This is a genomic window from Nocardioides sp. NPDC047086, from assembly GCF_040643685.1.
Lineage (GTDB): Bacteria > Actinomycetota > Actinomycetes > Propionibacteriales > Nocardioidaceae > Nocardioides.
In genome coordinates this window covers 60,498-83,138 of the sequence record NZ_JBEYUV010000020.1, presented here as the reverse complement: position 1 = coordinate 83,138, position 22,641 = coordinate 60,498, and the positions used below count along the sequence as shown (strand labels likewise).

The 22,641-nt window shown below is 70.4% G+C and carries 21 protein-coding genes; 6 read left to right on the top strand and 15 right to left on the bottom strand.

Translation table 11 applies throughout. The annotated features are described in order from the left end of the window. Positions 1-3: 3 nt before the first annotated feature. From ABZ796_RS15895 to ABZ796_RS15860, 8 genes are all read right to left on the bottom strand, one after another. The gene (locus ABZ796_RS15895) at positions 4-1,098 is read right to left on the bottom strand and encodes an MlaD family protein (protein WP_357338094.1); all 1,095 of its coding nucleotides are present in this window, start codon (positions 1,096-1,098) and stop codon (positions 4-6) included. Beyond that, complete coding sequence (locus ABZ796_RS15890) at positions 1,098-2,159, bottom strand: MCE family protein (protein ID WP_357338093.1); 1,062 nt, start codon at positions 2,157-2,159, stop codon at positions 1,098-1,100. The genes ABZ796_RS15895 and ABZ796_RS15890 overlap by 1 nt, the downstream gene beginning before the upstream one ends. Next, positions 2,156-3,172 (bottom strand): MCE family protein, encoded by a 1,017-nt coding sequence (locus ABZ796_RS15885; protein WP_357338092.1) that lies wholly within the window; start codon positions 3,170-3,172, stop codon positions 2,156-2,158. Before ABZ796_RS15885 ends, ABZ796_RS15890 begins: the two co-directional genes overlap by 4 nt. Before the next feature lie 71 nt (positions 3,173-3,243). Further along, entirely contained in the window at positions 3,244-4,218 is a 975-nt protein-coding gene (locus tag ABZ796_RS15880) for an MCE family protein (RefSeq protein WP_357338090.1), read from the bottom strand. Continuing rightward, on the bottom strand, positions 4,215-5,252 hold the full coding sequence (locus tag ABZ796_RS15875; protein WP_357338089.1) for an MlaD family protein: 1,038 nt from the start codon (positions 5,250-5,252) through the stop codon (positions 4,215-4,217). The genes ABZ796_RS15880 and ABZ796_RS15875 overlap by 4 nt, the downstream gene beginning before the upstream one ends. Further along, positions 5,252-6,280 carry an MCE family protein gene (locus ABZ796_RS15870; RefSeq protein ID WP_357338088.1) on the bottom strand — a complete coding sequence of 343 codons (1,029 nt, stop codon included), beginning with the start codon at positions 6,278-6,280 and terminating at the stop codon, positions 5,252-5,254. Before ABZ796_RS15870 ends, ABZ796_RS15875 begins: the two co-directional genes overlap by 1 nt. Beyond that, positions 6,277-7,110 carry an ABC transporter permease gene (locus ABZ796_RS15865; RefSeq protein WP_357338086.1) on the bottom strand — a complete coding sequence of 278 codons (834 nt, stop codon included), beginning with the start codon at positions 7,108-7,110 and terminating at the stop codon, positions 6,277-6,279. Before ABZ796_RS15865 ends, ABZ796_RS15870 begins: the two co-directional genes overlap by 4 nt. Beyond that, on the bottom strand, positions 7,110-7,931 hold the full coding sequence (locus ABZ796_RS15860; RefSeq protein ID WP_357338085.1) for an ABC transporter permease: 822 nt from the start codon (positions 7,929-7,931) through the stop codon (positions 7,110-7,112). The genes ABZ796_RS15865 and ABZ796_RS15860 overlap by 1 nt, the downstream gene beginning before the upstream one ends. 120 nt (positions 7,932-8,051) lie before the next feature. On the opposite strand from ABZ796_RS15860, the gene ABZ796_RS15855 reads away from it, so the two are divergent. Both ABZ796_RS15855 and ABZ796_RS15850 read left to right on the top strand, forming a co-directional pair. Continuing rightward, on the top strand, positions 8,052-8,669 hold the full coding sequence (locus tag ABZ796_RS15855; RefSeq protein ID WP_357338083.1) for a helix-turn-helix domain-containing protein: 618 nt from the start codon (positions 8,052-8,054) through the stop codon (positions 8,667-8,669). A gap of 15 nt (positions 8,670-8,684) precedes the next feature. Continuing rightward, positions 8,685-9,191: a GNAT family N-acetyltransferase gene (locus ABZ796_RS15850; protein WP_357338082.1), complete on the top strand. Its 507-nt coding sequence runs from the start codon at positions 8,685-8,687 to the stop codon at positions 9,189-9,191. Here ABZ796_RS15850 and ABZ796_RS15845 read toward each other — a convergent pair. Further along, positions 9,182-10,405 (bottom strand): cytochrome P450, encoded by a 1,224-nt coding sequence (locus ABZ796_RS15845; protein ID WP_357338080.1) that lies wholly within the window; start codon positions 10,403-10,405, stop codon positions 9,182-9,184. The genes ABZ796_RS15850 and ABZ796_RS15845 overlap by 10 nt on opposite strands. Positions 10,406-10,618: 213 nt before the next feature. On the opposite strand from ABZ796_RS15845, the gene ABZ796_RS15840 reads away from it, so the two are divergent. The 4 genes from ABZ796_RS15840 to ABZ796_RS15825 are packed head-to-tail and all read left to right on the top strand — an operon-like array spanning position 10,619 to position 16,232. After that, positions 10,619-11,782, top strand: a complete 1,164-nt coding sequence (locus tag ABZ796_RS15840) for a steroid 3-ketoacyl-CoA thiolase (RefSeq protein WP_357338078.1) — start codon at positions 10,619-10,621, stop codon at positions 11,780-11,782. 2 nt (positions 11,783-11,784) lie between these two features. Beyond that, complete coding sequence (locus tag ABZ796_RS15835; RefSeq protein WP_357338076.1) at positions 11,785-13,401, top strand: GMC family oxidoreductase N-terminal domain-containing protein; 1,617 nt, start codon at positions 11,785-11,787, stop codon at positions 13,399-13,401. Positions 13,402-13,413: 12 nt separating this feature from the next. Beyond that, the gene (locus ABZ796_RS15830; protein ID WP_357338074.1) at positions 13,414-14,997 is read left to right on the top strand and encodes a succinic semialdehyde dehydrogenase; all 1,584 of its coding nucleotides are present in this window, start codon (positions 13,414-13,416) and stop codon (positions 14,995-14,997) included. After that, a complete protein-coding gene (locus ABZ796_RS15825) occupies positions 14,994-16,232 on the top strand; it encodes a hypothetical protein (protein WP_357338073.1) in 1,239 nt (412 codons plus the stop codon). Before ABZ796_RS15830 ends, ABZ796_RS15825 begins: the two co-directional genes overlap by 4 nt. A gap of 8 nt (positions 16,233-16,240) precedes the next feature. Here the strand turns inward: ABZ796_RS15825 and ABZ796_RS15820 are convergent, their stop codons facing one another. From ABZ796_RS15820 to ABZ796_RS15795, 6 genes are all read right to left on the bottom strand, one after another. Further along, positions 16,241-16,666: a nitroreductase/quinone reductase family protein gene (locus ABZ796_RS15820; RefSeq protein ID WP_357338071.1), complete on the bottom strand. Its 426-nt coding sequence runs from the start codon at positions 16,664-16,666 to the stop codon at positions 16,241-16,243. Between the two features lie 64 nt (positions 16,667-16,730). After that, entirely contained in the window at positions 16,731-18,365 is a 1,635-nt protein-coding gene (locus tag ABZ796_RS15815) for an FAD-dependent oxidoreductase (RefSeq protein ID WP_357338069.1), read from the bottom strand. Between the two features lie 5 nt (positions 18,366-18,370). Further along, positions 18,371-19,672 (bottom strand): NAD(P)-binding domain-containing protein, encoded by a 1,302-nt coding sequence (locus ABZ796_RS15810; protein ID WP_357338067.1) that lies wholly within the window; start codon positions 19,670-19,672, stop codon positions 18,371-18,373. Beyond that, complete coding sequence (locus ABZ796_RS15805) at positions 19,669-20,415, bottom strand: SDR family oxidoreductase (RefSeq protein WP_357338065.1); 747 nt, start codon at positions 20,413-20,415, stop codon at positions 19,669-19,671. The genes ABZ796_RS15810 and ABZ796_RS15805 overlap by 4 nt, the downstream gene beginning before the upstream one ends. A gap of 145 nt (positions 20,416-20,560) precedes the next feature. After that, on the bottom strand, positions 20,561-22,045 hold the full coding sequence (locus ABZ796_RS15800) for an aldehyde dehydrogenase (RefSeq protein ID WP_357338064.1): 1,485 nt from the start codon (positions 22,043-22,045) through the stop codon (positions 20,561-20,563). Beyond that, positions 22,042-22,641, bottom strand: a complete 600-nt coding sequence (locus tag ABZ796_RS15795; protein WP_357338062.1) for a hypothetical protein — start codon at positions 22,639-22,641, stop codon at positions 22,042-22,044. Before ABZ796_RS15795 ends, ABZ796_RS15800 begins: the two co-directional genes overlap by 4 nt.

Below are 22,641 nucleotides of genomic sequence, written 5' to 3'. Positions count from 1 at the left end.
CCGCTACCCGGTCGAGTCGGGGGCGTTCTCCGCGCCGCGCACGACTCGGTCGGGTGGCGCGGAGCAACGGCCCTCCTCGTAGAGCGGCTCGGGAGTGGTGTCGGTGGCCGGGTGCTTGGGGCCGCCGTAGTCGCACTGGTAGTCGTTCTGCAGGACGAGGCCGCCGTGGATCGCGCCGTCGTACATCGCATCCGCGAGCGAGCGGATGGCGTCGGGATACTCGGCCAGCAGCTCACGCAGGTGCGGGTCGCGCACGACGAGGATGTCGGTGAGCGCGGTGGTGCGATCCACGGTCGGCGGCAGCGTACGGTCCAGGACGCCGACCAGGCGGACGAGGTCTGCGAGCTCTTCCGGGCCACGGTCGAAGGCTCGGCGCAGCTCGGGGTCGGCCTTCTCCAGCTCGGCGGTGAGCAGGGCGAGGTCGTGCGCGGTGGCGCGTACGTCGGAGGCGTGCCGGTCGCCGATGCGCAGCAGGGACTCGGAGTTGACCAGGACGCGGGAGATCGTCGGCCACTCCTCGTCGAGGGTGAGCAGCAGGACCTGACTGCCCTCGACCAGGTCGGCGAGCTCGTCCTCGCGGCCGGCGAAGGTCGTGCGCAGGCCGGCGATCACGGCATGCAGCTGCTCGGGGTCGACCTGGTCCATCAGCTTCTCGAGGCTGACCACGGTGCTGGCCAGGGTGGTGGGCAGGTCGACCGCCTCGGCGCGGACCCGGCTGCCGTCATCGAGGTAGGGGCCGGAGGCGGTGGTCGGCTGGAAGTCGAGGTACTGCTCCCCCACCGGCGACAGGCTGCGCACCTCGGCCGGGGACTCCCGAGGGATCCGGACGTCCGGCTCCAGCCTGACCCGCGCCCGGGCGCCTCCGTCGGTGGTCAGCTCGATCGTCTCCACGACCCCGGCCTTCGCCCCGCGATAGGTCACCGACGAGCCCTCGTACAGGCCGCCGGTGCGTTCCAGATCGACGGTGACCGTGGCCGGCCGGGACAGGAGCGGGATCTGAAGCGTGACCAGGAGCAGGTACGCCGTCACCGCGACGAACACGACCACGGCCGCCCCGAAGCCCACGAAGAGGCGCCGGTCCGTCTCGCGCAGCGCCATCAGCCCTGCCCTCCGACCAGGTTGCCGTCACCGAGGAGATCGCCGAGGTCCCACCGGGGCGGCTGCGGGAGGGCCGGTGACTCCAGGAGCGGTGGCAGTGGGCTGAGCGGATCCTGCGCGACGGAGTCGCCGATGTCGACGCGGAGCTGGATCGGCAGGTGATCGGCGGGGATGACCGCGAGCAGCTGGTTGATCGCAGTGCTGAACGTGTCCAGACCCGGGCCGAGCTCGCCGCCGATCCGGCGCACCTGGGCGAGGATCGCCCCGGCGTCGCGGACCACGGCCACGGTGTCGTCATCCATCCGGTCGAGCACCCCGTTGGCATCGCGGGAGAGCCTCACCAGCCGGTCGAGCAGGGCGATGATCTGCTTCGTCTGCCGCCGAACGGTGCGGGCCGCCGGCCCGATCGCGGCCAGCGCATCGGTGATGGTCTGCTTCTCCCGGGCCAGGGTCGCGGAGACGGCGTCGAGCGAGGTGAGGGCGCGGTCGATCTCGGCAGTGGTGCGGTTGGCCTCGGCGAGGAAGGTGGCGCTCCGGTCGAGCACCTGGGACAGGTCGGTGCCATCGCCGACGGCCCGGTTGAGCTCGTCGACGATCCGGCCCAGGTCGCCGATGCCGCCGCCGTTGATGAGCAGGGACGCCGAGGCGAGCGCGTCCTCGACGGTCGGTGCCGTCGTCGACCGGGCCGGGTCGAGCCGTCCTCCCTCCGGGATCGCCCGGCCGCCCTCGGGGCTGGTCACGTCGACGTAGACCTCGCCGAGCGGGGTGTCGTAGCGCAGCCTCGCCGCGGAGCGGTCGGTGATGCGTACGCCTTGGTCGAGACTCATCTCGGCCACCGCCGAATAGCCGTCGGTGGAGAGCGAGACGACCCGGCCGGCATCGACGCCGTTGACGCTCACCTTGGAGCCGACGCCGAGATTGAGGGCGTCCTCGAAGGTGGCCTCGACCGTGGTCGCGTCGTCTCCGGCTCGGGTGCCGGGCAGCGGCAGCGTGCGGGCATCGATGCCGCACCCGGTCAGCAGCAGGCCCGCCGCCGCGGAGATCAGGACCGCCCGCCTCATGGCCGACCACCCGTGTTCAGCGGGTCGGTGCCGACGATCTCGCACACGTCCGAGAGGGCCTCGCGGCACCGCCCGGCGAGCTCCTCGCTCAGCGCGTCGGTGAGCGGCACGCGCAGCATCACCCCTCCCGGGGCTCGCGCCTCCTCGACGTTCTGCAGAGCCAGGGGGAGCACCTCGACGAACTCCTCGATGTCGTCGGTGTGCGCCAGGATCAGGTCGAGCACGGCGTTGACCTGCGTCAGCGCCGCCTGGAGGTCCTTGTCATTGGCCTGCGTGAACCTGGCCAACGCGTCGATCGCCTCTCGGGTCGTACGCAGCGTGGCGGTGAACTCTGTGCGCTGCTCGGCGAGCAGCTCGGAGGTCGCGGCGACGTTCTCGATGAAGAGCTCGATCAGTGCGTCGTGGGCGAGCATCGCGCTGGTCAGCTCGTCGGTCTCGTGCAGGGCGGTGACGGCTGAGTCGGTGTGGCCGTTGATCTCGCTCAGGGCGGCGGCGAGATCGGCCAGCGCGGCGCCGGCCCGCTGCCCGTTGGGTCCGAGGGTGGCCGATCCTGCCTGCAGGAACTGGTCGACGCTCTTCCCGTCGCCTCCGGCCAGCCCGCTGCTGAACCGGTCCAAGGCGTTCAGGATGTCGTCGAAGTCGGCCGGGGTGCGGGTGCGTTCGCTGGCGATCAGGTCGCCGTCGGCGAGGACCGGGCCGCCGTCGTAGCGGGGGGTGAGCTCGACGTAGCGGTCGTTGGCGACCGAGCGGGAGACGATCAGCGCCTGGGCGTCGGCGGGCACGGTGACGTCCCGGTCGAGCTCGAGGTCCACCGCGACGCCTGCGCCTGCCGGGGTGATCCGCTTGACCTCGCCGACCTTGACGCCGAGCACGCCGACGTCGTTGCCGACGAAGAGGCCGGCGGTGTCGGCGAACGTGACGGTCACCGAGTAGGTGCTGGTCAGCGGGATCGCTGCCGCACCCGCACCGACGGCGGCGACCACGGCCACCACGATCGCGACGTACCTACCCACGTACCTACCCACGTGCCTGCCCACGTGCCTGCCCACGTGCCTGCCCACGTGCCTGCCCAGCATCGACGCCATCAGCACAGTCCCTTCACCCGGCAGGTCAGCCCGTCGGGCAGCGCACGGTCGTCGGGCCGGATGTCGACCCAGGGGCCGTTCCCGGTGGCGTTGGCCAGGTAGCGCGCCGAAGGACCGAGGACGTCGAGCGCGGCGCTGAGCTCCTTCTCTTGCGCGCGCAGCCCCTTGACGACCACGGCCAGCTTGGTCAGCGCGACGTCGAGGTCCTGCTGGTTGTCGGCGACGACCCGCTTCAGCGTGGTGGTGAGCCGCTGGGCGTCGGCCAGCAGCCGGCGGATCGCCTCGCGCCGGCTCTGCAGCTCAGCCATCACGGCGTTGGACTGCTTCATCAGCGAGACGATCTCGGTGCTGTTGGCGTTGAGCCGGCTCGTCACGTCGGTGGCCGCCCTGACCAGCGCGTCGGCCTGGTCGGCCCGGGTGAGCACGACCTCGGAGACCGCGGAGATGCCGTCGAGGGCCGCGGCGAGATCCGGCTGGGAGCTCGCCATGGTGCGGCCGACCTCGTCGAGGGTGCCGGAGAGGAGCTCGGGATCGAGCTGGTCGAGCGAGGCGCTACCACGGTCGACGATGTCCTGGAGGTTGTAGGGGACGTTGGTCGCCGAGAGCGCGATGGTGTCGTCGGCCAGCTCTCCCCCACCGGCCGGAGTGACGGCGAGCAGATGCGTGCCGAGCAGCGTGGCGACCTCGATCTCGGCTCGGGTGCGGGCCCCGAACCGGATGTGGTCCTCGACGGTGAACTCCACGATCACGTCGCGGGCACCGAGCTCGATCGAGCGCACCTCCCCGACCCGCGCGCCGGCCACGGTCACGTCCTCGCCGACCCGGAGGCCCGCGGTGTGCTCGAAGTGGGCCACGCAGACCCGGTCGCCGAAGCCGAGGGCTCCGGCACGGAAGACGAAGACCACCGCCAGCGCGGCGAGCACGACGGCCACGATCCCGACCTTGAGCGGGTCCATGGTTCGCAGTGGAGTCATCCGGAACACACCTCGGAGTAGCGGTCGTCGGTCGGTGGCAGCGCCAGCACTAGCTCGTCGACGGAGAAGTCGTAGCGGCAGACGTAGATGTTGAGCGCATTGCGGTACGACGTGATCCTGCCCAGCGTCTCGACCAGCTGCGCGAAGGAGACCACAGCGCCCTCGAAGCTGCTCAGGTTGGCTGCGAAGGCGGTCACCGAGATCCGCAGGTTGCGGCTCAGCGTGCGTGCGGGGGCCTCGATCTGCGTACCGAAGTCGGCGCCGGTGGCCAGCAGCCCGGACAGCTCCTCGACGGAGGCACCGAGCGCGTCACGCTGCGAGGCGAGGCCCTTCATCAGCTTCTCCAGCTCACGCACCGTGGTCTCGAACTCGTCCCCCTGGGCTGCCAGGTCGGCCAGGAAGGGGGTCAGGTTGGTCAGGACCCGGTCGAAGACCTGGTCGCGGGTGGCCACGAACCTGGTCAGCTCGGCGGTCTGCTGCAGCAGCACCGGGATGCTGCCGCCCTCGTCCTGGAGGACCCTCAAGATGGTGGCGGCGAGCTGGTTGACCTCGTCGGGATCGAGTACGTCGAAGAGGGGCCGGAACCCGTTGAGCAGCTCGGTCAGATCGAACCCGGCGCTGGTGCGGCTCGCCGGGATCCGCGTCCCGGCGGCCAGTGGCTCGCCCGACCCTCGGGTCTGCTCGATGCCGAGGAACCGCTGCCCGGCGATGTTCTGATAGCGCACCGAGAGCCGTGCGGTGTCCAGGACCGGCTGCTTGCGGGACACGCTGAGCTCGACCCGCGCTCTCCCGGCGGCGGTGACGGTGATGTCGGTGACCTTGCCGACGCCGACCCCCGCGATGCGTACGGCATCGTCCTCGTGCAGGCCGTTCACGTCGGCGAACTCGGCGGTGTAGGTGTCCAGGTCGCCGGCGACCGGCGCCTTCAGCGTGCCGAGGACGAGCGCGAAGGCGAGCCCGGCGACGAACGTGAAGGCGCCGAGCTTGAGGTAGATCGCGGTGGGGCGTCCCGAGGAGCCGCGCAGTCCGGACATCAGCACTCCCCTCTCGTGGTGCCGTAGGTCGGGCAGTCGCGCTCGCGGGTGTAGTAGGGCGGCGCCACCCGGTGCAGGATCAGGTCGAGCACCGCCCGCCCGTCGTTGATCACGGTCGGGACCTCCTGGCCGATCTCGCGGTTGGCCCGGAAGCTCTCCACCACGGCGTCCTCCCGGTTGTCGGCGACGGCGTCGGCGACCACCGCTGCCTGGTCCATCGCCTCGACCAGCTCGGCGCCATGCTCGTCGAGGAACCTCTGCGCGTCCGCGGTCAGGGTGAGACCACCGGAGAGCAGCTCGGCCAGCTGCTCGCGCTTCGCCGCGATCGTCGCCGCGGTCGCGGTCCCGGACTCCAGGGCGGCGAACAGGTCGCCGGCGGAGGCCTCCAGGGTCTCCAGGTTGACCGCCAGCAGGGCCGCAGTGGACCGGATCGTGGGCAGGTCGGCCTCGGCCTGCTCCAGCACCTTTGCGGCGAGCTCGAGGGTCCGGTGGATGTCGTCGCCGCGGCCGTCGAGGCCGCCGGCGACTGCGGCCAGCGCGGCGTTGAGGTCGGCCGGGCTGACCGTCTTGACCAGCTCGTCGATGCTGTCCAGCGCCTGCTGCAGCTCGACCGTGCCCTGGCGAAGGTCCTGCGGGATCGTGCCGCCCACCCACCTCTGCGACCGGGAACCGGTCGAGACCAGGTCGACGTACGCCGTGCCGAAGACGGTCGCCGGCAGCACCCGCGCCGCCACGTCCGCCGGGAGCCGGTCGGCCGCGTCGCCGTCGAGCCGGATCGCGACCGCCGCCTTCGAGGAGTCGGCGGCCCGCGAGATGCCGGTGACGGTGCCGATGATGACGCCTCCCATCTTCACGTCCGACCCGGCACGCAGCGAGGCACCCACATCGACCATGGCGGCCCGGGTCGCGACGTCGTCTGAGAACGGACGCCCGGCGAGCACGATCATCCCGGCGGCGAGCACGCCACAGGCGACCACGCCGGCGGCGCCGCGTACGGCCAGGGTCCGAGGGCTCGTGACGCGGCTCATCCGGAGATCCTGAACCCCGGGTCGCCACCCCACATGGCGACAGTGAGGAGCATGTTGAGCACGACGATGACCACGAAGCTGGCCCGGATCGAGCGGCCGGTGGCCTCGCCGACGTTGAGGGAGCCGACCGAGACCGAGAGGCCGTACCAGCAGTGGATCAGCACCACGATCGCCGCGAAGATCAGGATCTTGACCAGCGAGAACCCGATGTCGCGCATCGTCAGGAACTCCAGGAAGTAGTGGTCGAACTGGCCGGGCGACTGGCCGAAGAGCATGACCACGGTCGACTCCGAGGCGATGTAGGAGCCGAGCAGGCCGATCACGTAGAGCGGCACGATCGCGAGCATGGTGGCGACCAGGCGGGTGGCGACCAGGTAGTTGACCGGCCGCACCGACATCACCTCGAGCGCGTCGACCTCCTCGTTGACCTGCATCGCCCCCAGCTGGGCGGTGAAACGGCAGCCGACCTGAGCACCCAGCGCCAGCGCGGCCACCAACGGACCGAGCTCCCTGGTGTTGGCGGTGGCCGAGATGAACCCGACCAGCGGTGCCAGCCCGACCAGCTCGAGGCCGTTGAACCCCTCGATGCCGAGCGAGGTGCCGACCGAGACCGAGAGCAGCACCATCACCCCGATCGTGCCGCCGCCGACGATGATCGCACCCCTGCCCCAGCAGATGTCGGAGAAGTGCTCCAGACAGGTGCGCCAGTGGTGCACCAGCGTGGCCGGCACCGCCAGCAGGACGGAGGCGCTGAAGGTGAGGAAGGAGCCGAACGGAACCAGCGGGCTCCACCAGCCGGTCGCCGGCCCGTCTGTCTCGACCGAGGCCATCACGCACCACCACCCGGAGCGAGCGCCAGGTAACCCTGGGTGACGACCGCGTTCACCACGGCCAGCACGATCACGTTCAGCACGACGGTCTGGTTGACCGCGTCCGCCACGCCCTGCGGTCCGCCGGTCGCGCCCAGCCCCTTGTGGGCCGCCACCGTGGTGCCGATCAGCCCGAACAGCACCGCCTTGCCCTCCGCCAGCCACAGGTCGGCGCTCTGGCTGAAGTTGGTGAACGCGTCCAGATAGGTGCCGGCCCCGACCAGGCCCCGCCCGACGTTCATCACGTAGCCGGTCGCGATCGCGGCCACTGCCACGATCGCGGTCAGCATCACCGAGAGGAAGACGGCGGCCACGATCCTGGGCGCGACCATCCGCTGGACCGGGTTGGTGCCCATCACCTCCAGGGCGGCGATCTCGTCGCGGATCGCGCGCATCCCGAGATCGGAGCAGATCGCCGAGCCGACCACGCACGCGATGATCAGCGACGTGACCAGCGGCGCGGCCTGGCGCAGCACCCCGACGCCGTTGACGGCACCGTTGAAGGAGGAGGCGCCGATGCTGTTGGCCACCGCGCCGACCTGGATGGAGGTCACCACCCCGAACGGGATCGCGACCAGGATCGTCGGCAGCAACGAGACCCGGGCCATGAACCAGGCCTGGTCTGCCGCTTGGGCCCAGTCGAACCGGCCGGTGAGGATGTCGACGACGGCGTAGGAACATGCCTCAGCGCCAAGGGCGATCGTCTCACCCACCGTCCGGAGCCCGTCGGCCGTGCGGCGCCAGGCTCCGGTGGCAAGCCGTTCGGGCAAGGTCGCAGTCACCCGGAACTCCTCCTCGTCAGCAGCTACCGCCAATTACTACACGGGTGTAGATTCGCACACTGTGTGGCCCGTGTCACCCCCCTCGTCCGCTCGTCCGCGAGCCCGTACCCTTCGGAACTGATGCCGACCGACCGACCTGCCGCCCGACGGCGCTACGCCGCCCGGATGCCCCTCGAGGAGCGCCGGGAGGAGCTCCTCGATGCGGCGCTGCGCGTGCTCGCCCGGGACGGCTACGGCCAGCTCACCATCAGCGCGATCGCCGCCGAGGCAGGCGTGACCCGACCGGTCGTCTATGACGCGTACGGCGGGATCGACCCTCTTCTCCACGCTCTGCTCGACCGCACCCAGCAGCGCGCCACGGACGCGGCGCTGGCGCTGATTCCCGCCGGCGGGGTCCCTGTCGAGCTCGACCGCTGGCTGCTCGAGGCGGCCGACGGACTCCTTCAGGCCGTCCAGGAAGATCCGGAGACCTGGGGTCCGGTGCTCGGCCTGGCCGATGGCGCTCCGCCCGCGGTTCGCGAACGCATCGAGAGCACCTTGGTCGTGCTGCGAGGGTTCGTCTCCGACGTACTCCGCACCAACCTCGGGCCCGAGACCGAGCTCGACGTCGAGGTGGTCGCGCACTCGCTCATCACACTGGCGCAGGAGTTCGCCCGGCTGCTTCTGGCGAAGCCCGACGAATACCCGAAGGAGCGGCTGCTGGCCGCGTACGCCGGGATGCTCGACCTTCGTCGCTGACCGTAGCCTTCGGGCATGAGCTACGCAGGACTGAGCAGGCTGCTGGCCGTCCCCGACGGGTTCGAGGCGCCGCGGGTGCTCACCCACGGCGACCTGACCGCACGGCCGCTGACGCGCGAGTGCCTGGCCGATGACGTCCGAGCGATCAACGAGGATCGCGACCTCATCAACGCGACCCGGGGCGGCGGCTGGCCGACGGGTCCGACGTCGGAGGAGGAGGACTACATCGACCTGGTCTGGCACGAGGGCGAGTGGAAGGAGAACAAGTCGTTCTCCTACGTCCTGGAGACCTCGGCGCTCGGCTACGTCGGGTGCGCCTATCTCTACCCGCTGGGCATCCGGCAGGAGCTGAGCGAGGAGCTGGCGGCGTACGACGTCGATGTCAGCTGGTGGGTGACCACCGAGGCCTATGAGCAGGGGCTCTACGAGGTGGTCTATGAAGCACTGAAGGAGTGGGTGCCGGGGAGCTATCCGTTCCGCCGGCCCCACTTCTCCAATGTCGTGGTTCCCGGTCAGGCGTAGGTGACCGGGAGCTCCTTGATGCCGTTGATCCAGGCGTGACGCAGGCGGCGCGGGGCGCCGTTGGGCTTCAGGTCGGGCATCCGGTCGGCGATCACGTCGAACATGATCCGTACCTCCATCCGGGCCAGGTTGGCGCCGATGCAGTAGTGGGCGCCGTGGCCGCCGAAGGCGAGGTGGGGGTTGTGCTCGCGGGTGATGTCGAAGGTGTCGGGGTCGTCGAAGACGTCCTCGTCGTGGTTCCCGGAGGCGTAGTAGAGACCGACGCGCTGTCCGGCCTTGACCAACTGGCCGCCGACCTCCACGTCGTTGATCGCGGTGCGGTGGAAGACGGTCACCGGGGTCGCCCAGCGGATCACCTCGTCGACCATCGTGTGCGGCCGCTCCTTCTTCCACAGCTCCCACTGGTCGGGGTTCTCGAAGAAGGCCTGCATGCCGTGGGAGATCGCGTTGCGGGTGGTCTCGTTGCCGGCGACCGCGAGCAGGATGACGAAGAAGCCGAACTCGTCATCGCCCAGCGCGCCGCCCTCCATCTCCGCGTTGACGAGCTTGGAGATGATGTCGTCCTTGGGGTCGGCCTTGCGCTCGGCCGCCAGCATCATGGCGTACGTCAGGATCTCGATCGAGGCGGCCTCGGGGTCGGCGTCGTAGTCCGGGTCGTCGTAGGCGAGCATCTGGTTGGACCAGTCGAAGAGCTTGCGGCGGTCCTCCTGCGGGACGCCGAGCAGCTCGGCGATGGCCTGGAGCGGGAGCTCTGCGGCGACCTCGGAGACGAAGTCGCCCTCACCCTTGGCGAGCGCGTCATCGATGATGCCGTTGGCCCGCTCGATCAGGCGCTCCTTGAGGGCGTTGATCGCGCGCGGGGTGAATCCGCGGCTGATGATCTGGCGCAGCTTGGTGTGGTCGGGCGCGTCGTGGTGGATCAGCATCGCGCGCTGCAGCTCGACCTGCTCGCGGGTCATGTCCGGCGCGAACCGGATGATGACGCCGTTCTCGTTGGTGCTGAAGTTCTCGCTGTCCTTGGAGACGGCGAGGATGTCCTCGTGCTTGCTGACCGCCCAGAAGCCGGTGTCGAGGAACCCGGCTCGCGCCTCGGGCTTCTGCTCGATCCAGAAGACCGGAGCCGTACGTCGCAGCTCCATGAACTCCTGGAGCGGGACGCGCTCCTCGTTGAGCACGGGATCGGTCGGATCGAAATCCACGGGGAGAGCGGTCACGGGTGTGCTCCTTCGAGGTCATTTCTGTAACACGTTCTAGTTTATCGTCACACAGTGCTCGCCATCACACAAGGCTCTTCGCACAAGGGTTGCGCCAAACGAGAACACGTTCTACTTTGGGACAATCGAGTGTAACCGGTGTCACGTCATCAGGCGTGGCGGTGCGCGGCCGCGCACCAGCGACTTGTCGATACCCCCGAAGAGCGAGGTTCCATGGGCACGCCCGTCATCGTCGAAGCCGTCCGTACCCCCATCGGCAAGCGCAAGGGCTGGCTGGCCGGCCTGCACCCAGGCGTCCTGCTGGGTGCCGCCCAGGTCGAGGTGCTCAAGCGCGCCGGTCTCGACCCTGACCTGGTGGATCAGGTCATCGGCGGCTGCGTCTCCCAGGCGGGCGAGCAGTCCAACAACATGGTCCGCCGCGCCTGGCTCCACGCCGGGCTGCCGATCCACACCGGGTCCACGGTCATCGACGCCCAGTGCTCCTCGGCCCAGCAGGCCACGCACCTGATCAACGCGATGATCGCCTCCGACCAGATCAAGGTCGGCATCGCCTGCGGCATCGAGTCGATGTCACGCATCCCGCTCGGGGCCAACGTGCCCAAGGGCGCCGGCGATCCGCGTCCCGCAGACTGGAACATCGATCTGCCCAACCAGTTCGAGGGCGCCGACCGGATCGTGAAGAACCGCGGCTTCTCCCGCAACGAGGTCGACGAGTTCGGGCTCTGGTCGCAGGTCAAGGCGCGCCAGGCGCGCGACGCCGGCCACTTCAAGAGCCAGATCTTCGCCGTCGAGGCCCCCATGCTCGACGACGAGGGCAACCCCACCGGCGAGGTACGCACCGTCACCGAGGACCAGGGCATCCGCGACACCTCGCTGGACAAGCTGGCCGGCCTCAGCCCCGTGCTCGAGGGCGGCACGCACACCGCCGGCACCTCTTCGCAGATCTCCGACGGCGCCTCGGCGCTGCTGCTCATGGACTCCGCCGTCGCCTCCTCCTTGGGGCTGAAGCCTCGGGCTCGGATCGTGACGTCCAACCTCGTCGGCTCCGACCCGTACTACCACCTCGACGGCCCCGTCCAGGCGACCGAGAAGGCGCTGAAGGACACCGGGATGACGATCGGCGACATCGACATCGCCGAGGTCAACGAGGCCTTCGCCGGCGTGGTCATGTCCTGGGCCAAGGTGCACCAGGTCCCCGAGGAGAAGATCAACGTCAACGGCGGCGCCATCGCGCTCGGCCACCCGGTCGGCTCGACCGGCACCCGCCTGCTCACCGCGGCGCTGCACGAGCTCGAGCGCCGCGACGCCAGCACCGCGCTGGTCTCCATGTGCGCCGGCGGCGCGCAGGCCACCGCGACGATCATCGAGAGGATCTGATCGTGCCGACGTCCAAGATCACCGAGGCCGAGTACGTCGTCGTCGGCGCCGGCTCGGCCGGCTGTGCCGTCGCCGGCCGCCTGGCCGCGGCCGGCAAGTCGGTCATCCTCCTCGAGGCGGGCAAGAACGACAAGCGCAACTACCTGGTCACCAAGCCGGGCATGATCGGCCCCCTGCACGCCGAGCCACGGCTGAAGAAGCTCGTCGACTGGGGTTACCACACGGTCCCCCAGCAGCACGCCCGCAACCGCCAGCTCCCCCAGCCGCGCGGGAAGGTGCTGGGCGGCTCCTCCTCCATCAACGGCCTGCTCTGGGTCCGGGGCAACCGGGCCAACTACGACGCCTGGGCGGCCGAGGGCAACACGGGCTGGGACGCGGACTCGGTCAACGAGGCGTACCGGCGGGTCGAGGACTACGAGGGCGGCGGCTCCGACTACCGCGGCACGGGCGGGCCGATCAAGGTCATGAAGCACCCGCGGCCGACCGAGGCGTCGCTGTCCTTCCAGCGGGCTGCCGCCGAGACCCTCGACGTGAAGGTGCTCGACGACTACAACGGCGCCGAGCAGGAGGGCGTCTCGACGTTCCAGCAGAGCGCGATCGACGGGCTGCGCTACTCGGCCTCGCGGGGCTACCTCCACGACCAGCAGCTGCCGAGCCTGACCACGCTCACCCGTGTGCACGTCTCGAGGATCGTGCTCGAGAACGGGCGCGCGAAGGGCGTCGAGATCCTCACGAAGCAGGGGCCGCAGACGATCTCGGCGACCCGGGAGGTCATCGTCTCCGCGGGCGTCTTCGGCTCCGCGCAGCTGCTGATGCTCTCCGGAATCGGTCATTCCGCCCACCTGGCCGAGCACGGGATCACCGCGATCCACGACCTGCCGGTCGGCGACAACCTGCACGACCACATGTTCGTGCCGACCACCTGGGAGATGCCGACCGCGCTGCACCACGGCACCGCCGGCTACTTCGGCAAGGCGGTCCTCAAGGAGCAGACCGTCGGGAAGTCGATCCTCGGTCACACCGTCTTCGAGACCGTCGGCTTCGTACGCACCTCGCTGGCCACCGACGTACCCGACCTGCAGCTGCACGTCCTCCCCTGGGCCTACCCCTCCCCCAACCAGGACGCGCCGATCCGCCACGACGTCGACCCGCGGGCCGCGCTGACGGTGATGTCGTCGCTGATCTACCCGCGCTCGCGCGGGACGCTGCGGCTGCGCAGCGCGGACCCGACCACGGAGCCGCTGATCGACTTCAACTACCTCGCCGAGCCCGACGACAAGCGCGTCCTGCTCGAGGGCGTCGAGATGATCCGCGAGATCATGGCCTCCCCCGCCTTCGGCGACCAGGTCAAGTCGGAGATCCACCCCGGCAGGGCGATCGACGCCGAAGCCATGAAGGACGAGGTCACCAACCGGGCCACCTCGATCTACCACGGGGTCGGCTCCTGCCGGATGGGCACAGACGAGCGTGCCGTGGTCGACCCTCAGCTCCGCGTACGCGGCATCGACGGCCTCCGTGTCGCCGACGCCTCGATCATGCCGTCGATCATCGGCGGCAACACCAACGCTCCGGCCGTCATGATCGGCGACCGTTGCGCGACCTTCATCCTCGACAGCTGATCGGAATCAGACATGAGCACTGACACCGCGAAGACAGCAGGCGCGCGCCGCCCCGACTGGATCACCGAGGAGCTGCTGAGCGAGCTGGTCTCCCGGGTCCCGTCCTCGACGGGTGCGTCCTGGAAGCTGACCGAGGTCTACACCGGTGAGGTGCTGGTGGCGCTGCCGCAGTCCTCGCCGGAGGACGTGGAGCGGGCCGCGGCCGCCGGACGGGCGGCGCAGCGCGAGTGGGCGGCGACCCCGCTCCCGCAGCGTCTGGCCGTCTTCAGACGCGCCCACGAGCTGATCCTGCAGAACCAGCACAAGATCGCCGACCTCATCCAGGCCGAGTCCGGCAAGGCCCGCCGGATCGCGTTCGAGGAGGTCTGCGACCCGGCGATGGTGATCTCGCACTACCTCAAGCGGGCGCCGAAGCTGCTCAAGGACAAGAAGCGCCCGGGCGTGATGCCGGTGCTGTCGAGCTCGATCGAGCGCCACCCGCCGCGCGGTCTGATCGGGATCATCGCGCCGTGGAACTTCCCGTTCGCGACCGGCCTCTCCGACGCGATCCCGGCGCTCATGGCCGGCAACGCGGTGCTGCTCAAGCCCGACAACAAGACGGCGCTCTCGCCGCTGTTCGGGATCTCGCTGCTCGAGGAGGCAGGCCTGCCGAAGGGCCTGTTCCAGGTGGTCTGCGGCGAGGGCCCGGACGTGGGCCCGACGATGCTGGACAACGTCGACTACGCGATGTTCACCGGCTCGACCGCGACCGGGCGGGTGATCGGCGAGCAGGCGGGCCGCAACCTGATCGGCGCCTGCCTCGAGCTCGGCGGCAAGAACCCGATGATCGTCCTGGACGACGCCGACATCGACGAGACCGTCGGCGGCTCGATGTTCGCCGTCTTCGGCAACACCGGCCAGATCTGCATGCACATCGAGCGGATCTACATCCCCGAGGCGATGTACGACGAGTTCCGCGACAAGTTCGTGGCCGCCGTCGAGGGGATGCGGATCGAGGCGGCGTACGCCTTTGGTCCCGACCTCGGGGCGCTGGTCTCCCCCGACCACCTGGCGCGGGTGCAGTCGCACGTGGATGACGCGGTGGGCAAGGGCGCCACCGTGCTGACCGGCGGCAAGGCGCGTCCCGACATCGGGCCGACCTTCTTCGAGCCGACCATCCTGGAGGGCACCACGAAGGAGATGCTGCACGGGGTGACCGAGACGTTCGGGCCGGTCGTCTCGCTGCACCGCTACTCGACGCTCGAGGAGGCGATCGAGCTGGCCAACGACACCGAGTACGGGCTCAACGCCTCGGTATGGACCACGAACTTCAAGCGCGCGCAGGCGATCGCGGCGCGGATCGAGTCGGGCAACGTCAACATCAACGACGGCCTGGCCACCGCGTACGCCTCGAAGTCGACCCCGTCGGGCGGCATGAAGCAGTCCGGTGTCGGTGCCCGTCACGGCGACCAGGGCCTGCTGAAGTACACCGAGACCCAGAACGTCGCGACCCTGAAGAAGCAGGTCATGGGGCCGCAGGGCAAGCAGACCTTCGACGACTACGCGAAGCAGATGCAGATGTCGTTGCGGTGGATGCGGAAGCTTCGCATCCGTTGATCTCCCACTATGCCGAGCTGACCCGCGAGGAGCTCGCCGACGTCGTCCGCGAGCTCCTCCTGATCGGCCAGCTGATCGACCGCTCCGGGATGGCGTGGTGCATCTCCGCCTTCGGGCGCGAGGAGATGCTCCGGATCGCGATCGTGGAGTGGGCCGCCGCCTCGCCGATCTACGCCCGGCGGATGCAGACCGCACTGGGCTACGCGCCCGCAGTTGCCGGGCAGGGTGACGTCCCGACCATCTTCAAGGGCCTCCAGCTCGACATCGGCGCGCCGCCGCAGTTCATGGACTTCCGCTACACCGTCCACGACGCGCGGCACGGCGAGTTCCACCTCGACCACTGCGGTGCGCTGATGGACGTGGAGCCGATGGGCGAGGAGTACGTCCGCGGAATGTGCCACGACATCGAGGACCCCACCTTCGATGCCACGGCCATCGCGACCCATCCCCGCGCCCAGGTGCGTCCGGTCCACCGGCCGCCGCGCACGCCGGCCGACCGGACGCCCCACTGCCGCTGGACGGTGAGCATCGACGACGCCCATCCCGAGGCCGTGGCGATCCCGGAGCTGACGCTCAACGAGCGCTCCCGAGCCGCGGGGCTCGAGCTCGCCCCGATCGATCCCGCCGAGGACGGCGCGGCCGACTACGCCGGGCCGCTGGTCTCCGACCTCGATCTGGCTGCGTTCTCCCACTCCGCACTGATGCGCATCGCCGACGAGGTCTGCCTGCAGATGGCGCTGCTCGACCGCGGATTCACCCTCGCGCTGGAGTCACGGGTGACCTCGCCCGAGCAGCTCCTCGACATCCGCCGCAAGCAGCTGGTCGGGGTCGCCGGCATCGCCGGTGCCCGCCTTGCCCGGGCCCTCTCGCTGCCACCGGACACGAAGGGCGCGCTGCGCCTGCTCGCGCTCCACCCGATGCTCAACCCGGCTGCGTACGTCTCGACGGAGGTCGGCACCGACGCCCTGGTCGTCCGGCCCTCACCTGCCGACGAGGACGGCGCCTGGGTCTCCCTGATCGGGCCGGAATGGTTCGTTCCGCTCCAGGTCGCGGTGCAGGCCCTCGACCCTCACCTCGACGTCGAGGTGAGCGGGCTCGGGGAGGGCTGGCGGGTGGAGGTCGTACGCCGCGCCGAGCCCGCCCCGGAAGCCTCCGAGGTCGCGGTGGTGCGGTTCAGCACCGGCGCTGACTTCGCCTTCGAGCCGCGCCGGTCGCTGCCGATCACCCCGGTCTGAGCCTCAGCTCAGCGGCGGCGCAGCGCGAGGACCGGGATCACCCGGTCTGTCTTGGCCTCGTAGTCGCCGAACCCGGGGCTCATCGCCTTGAACCGCTCCCAGGCCGCGTCGCGCTCCGCGCCCTTCAGCTCGCTGACCTCGACCTCGACGACGCCCTCGTCGGGGGTCTCGATCTTGGTCTCCGGGTGGGCCAGGAGGTTGTGGTACCACGCCGGGTTCTCGGGCGCGCCGGCCTTGGAGGCGGCGATCAGCCAGGTGTCGGCGTCGGGATGGAGGTTGGCCACCGGCGAGACCCGCTCCTTACCGGTCTTGGCACCGGTGTGGTGAACGAGCACGAGCCCGCGCCCGAACGGCACCGAGGTCACGTTGCCGTCGTTCGAGCGGAACTCGTCGATGATCGACTGGTTCCAGTCCTTGTATTCGCTGTCTGACATGGAGTGCCTTTCCCCCGAGGAATCGGTTTTCACCCACTCTTGCAGACATCCCCAACGGGCACGGTCAAACGCGGGCGAGTGCCGCGATCCGCACCTGCTCCTCCCGGTCGGTCACCTTCACCCGCGGCCGGCCGATCTCCTTGCCGGACTCGCACTCGTGGGTATCGAGAGTGTTCCAGCCGGTCTGGTCGACGACGACCACGCCGCGTTCGGCCAGGAGGTCGTCGAGGGAGCGTCCGGCAGGGGCGGTGAGCGAGCCGGCGGCGTAGTCGTCCAGGAGGGTGCGTACGGTCTCGGCGGCGCAGGCCCGGTTGGTGCCGATCACTCCGCTGGGACCGCGCTTCGCCCAGCCCGCGGTGTAGGTGCCTTCGGCCCCCCTGACCCGGCCGGCCTCGTGGGGGAACCGGCCGGTGCCCTCCTCGCTCGGGACGCCGGCGACACCCGCGGAGCGGTAGCCGGTGGCACGGACGACCAGCCCGGCCTCGATCTCCTCACCGGCGCGGTGTCCTGAGCTTGTCGAAGGGTCGAAGCGCACCCCGGTCACGGTCTCCGCGCCGAGGATCTCGGTGGGCGTGAGCCCGAAGCGGAGGACCAGCCGCTTCGCGGCGCCCGTACGCGGCCGGGCGGCCAGCTCGCGCAGCAGGTCGGCCTTCTGGAGCGCCGCGAAGGTGGCGGCACTGCGTTCGGTCATGTCCGCCTCGGTCGGCAGCGCGGTCAGGTCCGCCTCGTCGACGACGACGTCGAGACTCGGGTCCTCGGCCAGCGCCCGGAGCTCGGGGCTGGTGAAGGCGGCGTGCTCGGCGCCGCGACGGGCGGTGACCACGACCTCTCGGATGCCGCTGGCGGCCAGGGCCGAGAGTGCGACCGGTGCCAGGTCGGAGGCCTTCAGCGCCGCCTCGTCGGCCAGCAGCAGCCTGGCCAGGTCGAGGGCGACGTTGCCGTTGCCGATGACGACGGCGCGCTCGTGGGCGAGCGGGAAGGTGAGCGCAGCACGGTCGGGATGGCCGTTGTACCAGCCGACGAGCTCGGCCGCCGACGTCGAGCCCGGCAGCTCCTCCCCCGGCAGGCCGAGGCTGCGGCCCTCGCCGGCGCCGGTGGTGTAGACGACCGCGTGATGAGCGCCGAGCAGCTCCTCGTGGGTGACGTCGCGTCCGATCTCGACGTTGTAGCGCGTGCGCACCCGGCGGTGGCGGGCCGTCTTCGCGAAGTCCGTGGCGACCTCCTTGGTGTCGAGGTGGTCGGGCGCGACGCCGTAGCGGACCAGACCGTAGGGCGTCGCGAGGCGGTCGATGACGGTGATCTCGACGTCGCAGCGGCGGGTGGTGGCCAGCTCTTGGGCGACGTACCACCCGGCCGGGCCGGCGCCGACCACGGCCACCTTCAGCGGGCCGCCGGGGATCTTCGCCCCTTGCGTCGGCAGCGGCGCGGGCTCCTCCTGCTCGCCGGTGAACTCGAAGAAGGCCGCGTTGATGTCGACGTAGGGCGCGAAGGCGTCCGGGACCTCGTAGTCGGGGAAGATGGCGTTGACCGGACACGCGTCCTCGCAGGCACCGCAGTCGATGCACTCGTCGGGATGGATGTAGAGCATCTCGGCGGCACCGAAGCCCGGCTCGTCGGGTCCCGGGTGGATGCAGTCGACCGGGCAGACCTCCACGCAGGAGGCGTCGTTGCAGCAGGACTGGGTGATGACGTACGTCATTGCGGCTAGGCCTCCTCGGCGGCGCTCTTCTTCGCGGCAGCCCGCTGGGCACGCCCGATGGTCTCCTCGACGACCGTGTTCATCCTGGCACCATCGGGCCACCCCGCGTAGTGACTCAGGAAGACAACGATCTCCCGAAGCTCGTCCTCGGAGAGCTCGCCGTTGGCGTACGCCGCGGGGATCTGGATCCCGAGCACGTCCGCCGCGCCCTTGCCGGCGAGCAACCCGATCAGCAGCAGCCGGCGGTCGCGCGTGGTCAGACCGGGGCGCTGCCAGATGTCGCCGAAGAGGTGGTCGGCGGTGTAGCGGAAGAAGTCCCCCTCGCCGTTGGCCATGTCGAAGCCATAGACCTCCTCCATCTTGCGCAGGCCCCTCGCGCGCGGCTCCGGGAGGTCGGCGAACCTGTCGCCCTCCTGCGGGCCGGGCCCGGACATGCCTGGCCCGGACACGCCCAGCCCGGGTGCAAGCCGTTCCAGCGCGAGCCGGGCGAGCGGCACCTCGACGCCGAGCTCGTCGGCGAGCTCGATCGCGAAGCCGAGGTCCTTCTCCCCCAGCGCGACCACGTGAGCGAAGACGCCGTGCCAGAAGTCGGTCCTCTCGATCGGCGCGGCGGTGTCGCGGTGCATGATCGCGCCCGGTCCACCGGTGATCGCGTCGGTGTGGCGTACGACCTCGCCGAGCGCCACCAGGTCGAGCCCGGCCGCCTCGGCGAGGCGCTGGGCCTCGGTGGCGGCGGTGAAGGAGGCGAAGTGGAGCAGGTTGCGGGCCAGCTTGAGCCTGGTGCCGGCGCCGACCGGGCCAGCATGGACCACCTTGGAGCCCATCGCGGTCAGGACCGGGGAGGCCGCCGCGTACCCCTCGGGGGTGCCACCCACGAGGATGGCCAGCGTGCCCTCAGCAGCTCCCATCGGGCCGCCGGAGACAGGCGCGTCGAGCACCTCGACCCCGTGTGGCTCAGCGGTCGCCGCGAGCTCGGCCGGGGTGTCCGGGGCGACCGTGGAGTGCACCAGGACCGTGAGCGGCTCTCCCTTCGGGCGGTCGCCGACGGCGGTGAACACCTCGGTGAGCACCTGGCGGACCTGGTCGTCGTCGCGCACCATCACGCTCAGCACGTCGACGGCCGAGGCCAGCTCGGCGACCGAGGCCGCGCTCTTGGCCCCGGCGGCGCCGAGCTCGGCCACAGGCTCGGGGGCGATGTCGTGGACCCACAGCTCGATCCCGTCCGTGCCCGCCAGCTGGAGCGCCATCGGCCTGCCGATGTTGCCGAGCCCCACGAACCCCGCCCGGGTTCCGGTCACGGTGCTCACAGCCGGAAGGTCCCGCCGCCGTCGACGGCGATGATCTGGCCCGAGATCCACGAGGACTCCTCGGAGAGGAGGAACTTCGCGGTTCCGACCATGTCCTCGGTGGTTCCGAGGCGCTTGATCGCCATCTGCTTCGTCATCTCCTTGGCCGCGTCGCCGGCCTGGGTGCGGGTCGCCTCGGTGTCGGTCGGCCCCGGCGCGATCGCGTTGACCCGGATGTTCATCCCGCCGAGCTCGTGAGCGAGCTGTTGGGTCAGCCCGTTGATGCCGACCTTGGCCAGCCCGTAGAAGCCGGAGTAGAGGTAGGCGGCGGTGGAGGACTGGTTGACGATCGCCCCGCCGCCCCGCTTCTGCATCGCCGGGTAGACGGCGCGGGTCATCACCAGGGCCCCGTCGAGGTTCACGCTCATGAACTTCTCGTAGTAGTCCCAGTCGACGGTGATCAGCAGGTCGAAGGCCATGTCGCCGTAGATCGCGGCGTTGTTGACCAGCCCGTCGATCCCGCCGTACGCCTCGGTCGTCTCGGCCACCAGCGCCGCGGCCGACGCGTGGTCGGAGACGTCGCAGCGTACGAACCTGGCGACGCCCCCGGAAGCCTCGATCTCCTTGGCGACCTGCTGGCCCTTCTCCTCGTTCAGATCGGCGACGACGACGGCAGCCCCCTCGGCGGCCAGCCCCTTCGCGTACGCCTCGCCGATCCCCTGCGCCGCCCCCGTGACGACGACGACCTTGTCCTCGAACCTCATGGTGCTACCTCTCGATCTGGTCTGCTCACGACTGTGTTGGTCTCGACACGCCTCCGCCTAACGGCTCCGCCGGCTCGGCCAGCGGCTCCGCTGGTCGAGCCGGGCGAGCGCCAGCGAGCCCGTGTCGAGACCAACACGGTTCCGTTCATGCGGGCTCCGCGATCAGCTTGGTCTTGAGGTACTCCTCGAAGCCCTCGACGCCCATCTCCCGGCCGAGGCCGGACTGCTTGTAGCCGCCGAAGGGTGCGTCGGGGCCGAACCACTGGCCGCCGTTGACGCCGATGGTGCCGGTGCGGATCCGGGCAGCCACCGACTTGGCCCGCTCCAGCGATCCGGACTCGACCGAGCCGGAGAGGCCGTAGGGCGAGTCGTTGGCGATGCGTACGGCATCGTCGTCGCCGTCGTGGGCGATGACCGTGAGCACGGGGCCGAAGATCTCCTCGCGGGCGACGCGGGCGGTGTTGTCGAGGCCGGCGACGACGGTGGGCTCGATCCAGAAGCCGTCCGCCAGATCGCCCGACCGGACCGCGACGGCCCCGCCGGTGGCGAAGCGACCACCCTCCTCCTGCGCGAGCGCGAGGTAGCCGAGGATCCGGTCGCGCTGGACCGCCGAGATCACCGGGCCGCAGATCGTGCCGGCATCGGCCGGGTCGCCCGCACCGAGCGAGGCCATCGTCGCCGCGGCCGCCTCGACAGCTGCGTCGTAGGACGCGCGAGGCACCAGCAGTCGGGTGGTCAGAGCACAGCCCTGACCTGCGTGTACAGCCACCGAGAAGGCCGCCATCGAGGCGGCTGAGGCGACATCGGCGTCGTCGAGGACGATCGCCGCGGACTTGCCGCCGAGCTCGAGGAAGACCTTCTTCAGGCTGGGTGCCGCGGCCGCCATGATCGCCCGGCCGGTGGCCGTCGAACCGGTGAAGGAGACCAGGTCGACCCGCGGGTCCTCGGCCAGCATCGCGGCCACGCGGTTGTCGCGCGGGGTGACGACGTTGAACACCCCGGGCGGAAGGTCGGTGTGCTCGGCGGCCAGGCGTCCGAGCTCCGCGGCGAGCCACGGGGTGTCGGGAGCGGGCTTGAGGACGACCGTGTTGCCCGCGGCCAGCGCCGGCCCGATCTTCGCGAGGTTGATCTGGTTGGGGAAGTTCCACGGCGTGATCGCCGCGACGACGCCGACGGCCTCCTTGCGCACCGTGCGGCGCGAGGAGATGCCCAACGTGACCCCGACGCCGAGGTCCCGCTCCCACTCGTAGGACTCGGCCAGGTCGATGGTCCAGGCCAGCGTCTCGACCGGGGTGTCGAACTGCGGCCCGGCCACCAGGAAAGCAGGCGCCCCGACCTCCGCGGTGGTCAGCTCGCGCAGCGCCTCGGCGTTGTCGAGGATCGCCTGATGGAGCTGGCGCAGGCACCGGACCCGGAAGGCCACGTCGGTCGACCAGTCGGTCTCGTCGAAGGCCTTGCGCGCGGCGGCGATGGCCGCGTCCACGTCCTCGGCCGTCGAGTCGGGTGCGCGCCCGATCTCGGCTCCGGTGGCCGGGTTGAGGATGGCGTACGTCTCGCCGTTGCTGGCCGCGCCGAGCTTGCCGTCGACCAGCTGCTGGGCGGGCGGGTTGGTGGGGTTCCTGGTCGTCATACGGGCTCCTGGGTGACGAAGTGACCGGCCGCGACGGGCGGCGGCCAGACGGTCGAGGGCAGGTCGGCGAGGCGGTAGTGGCCGGGCTGCTCGATCCCGTTGAGCGACATCCGCTCCAGCAGCCCCGCGGTCGCCTTCTTCGCCTTGACGATGTCGAGGAAGGTCGTCGCGGTGGAGCCGAGGTCGAACCAGTCCCGTTGCCAGGCGAACTCCAGCCCGCCACCGTCGGGCCGCGGCGCGACCCCGAACCAGGAGCCGCCGATCCCGAGGATCTCGTACTCCTCCCCCGTCGCGTCGTCGACGATCCCGGCGCGCTGGCGCCAGAAACCGATCACCATCGCGTTGACGTCGTCGATGACCGTCGCCTGGTAGTCGTAGTGCCACCCCTCGAGGCCGGCCATCTCCGTGCCGAGCGCCCACTCCCGGATCTGCTCGCGGCCCAGGGCCATGAAGTGCTCGTCGGGGGTGTACATCCAGCCGTACGTCGCGTCCTCGGCGTATGCGTCGGCCAGCGGCGCCCAGTCACCCTCAACCTCTGCTTTACGGTTAAGGCTGAGCCAGTCGGCCCAGAACCCTTCGATCTCGGTGCGGTTCAT

What these genes read in the sequence shown, in the direction of transcription:
- ABZ796_RS15895 (WP_357338094.1), bottom strand. Translation starts at nt 1,098, where the DNA reads ATGGCGCTGCGCGAGACGGACCGGCGCCTCTTCGTGGGCTTCGGGGCG.
- ABZ796_RS15890 (WP_357338093.1), bottom strand. Translation starts at nt 2,159, where the DNA reads ATGAGGCGGGCGGTCCTGATCTCCGCGGCGGCGGGCCTGCTGCTGACC.
- ABZ796_RS15880 (WP_357338090.1), bottom strand. Translation starts at nt 4,218, where the DNA reads ATGACTCCACTGCGAACCATGGACCCGCTCAAGGTCGGGATCGTGGCC.
- ABZ796_RS15875 (WP_357338089.1), bottom strand. Translation starts at nt 5,252, where the DNA reads ATGTCCGGACTGCGCGGCTCCTCGGGACGCCCCACCGCGATCTACCTC.
- ABZ796_RS15870 (WP_357338088.1), bottom strand. Translation starts at nt 6,280, where the DNA reads ATGAGCCGCGTCACGAGCCCTCGGACCCTGGCCGTACGCGGCGCCGCC.
- ABZ796_RS15865 (WP_357338086.1), bottom strand. Translation starts at nt 7,110, where the DNA reads ATGGCCTCGGTCGAGACAGACGGGCCGGCGACCGGCTGGTGGAGCCCG.
- ABZ796_RS15855 (WP_357338083.1), top strand. Translation starts at nt 8,052, where the DNA reads ATGCCGACCGACCGACCTGCCGCCCGACGGCGCTACGCCGCCCGGATG.
- ABZ796_RS15850 (WP_357338082.1), top strand. Translation starts at nt 8,685, where the DNA reads ATGAGCTACGCAGGACTGAGCAGGCTGCTGGCCGTCCCCGACGGGTTC.
- ABZ796_RS15840 (WP_357338078.1), top strand. Translation starts at nt 10,619, where the DNA reads ATGGGCACGCCCGTCATCGTCGAAGCCGTCCGTACCCCCATCGGCAAG.
- ABZ796_RS15830 (WP_357338074.1), top strand. Translation starts at nt 13,414, where the DNA reads ATGAGCACTGACACCGCGAAGACAGCAGGCGCGCGCCGCCCCGACTGG.
- ABZ796_RS15820 (WP_357338071.1), bottom strand. Translation starts at nt 16,666, where the DNA reads ATGTCAGACAGCGAATACAAGGACTGGAACCAGTCGATCATCGACGAG.
- ABZ796_RS15815 (WP_357338069.1), bottom strand. Translation starts at nt 18,365, where the DNA reads ATGACGTACGTCATCACCCAGTCCTGCTGCAACGACGCCTCCTGCGTG.
- ABZ796_RS15805 (WP_357338065.1), bottom strand. Translation starts at nt 20,415, where the DNA reads ATGAGGTTCGAGGACAAGGTCGTCGTCGTCACGGGGGCGGCGCAGGGG.
- ABZ796_RS15800 (WP_357338064.1), bottom strand. Translation starts at nt 22,045, where the DNA reads ATGACGACCAGGAACCCCACCAACCCGCCCGCCCAGCAGCTGGTCGAC.
- ABZ796_RS15795 (WP_357338062.1), bottom strand. Translation starts at nt 22,641, where the DNA reads ATGAACCGCACCGAGATCGAAGGGTTCTGGGCCGACTGGCTCAGCCTT.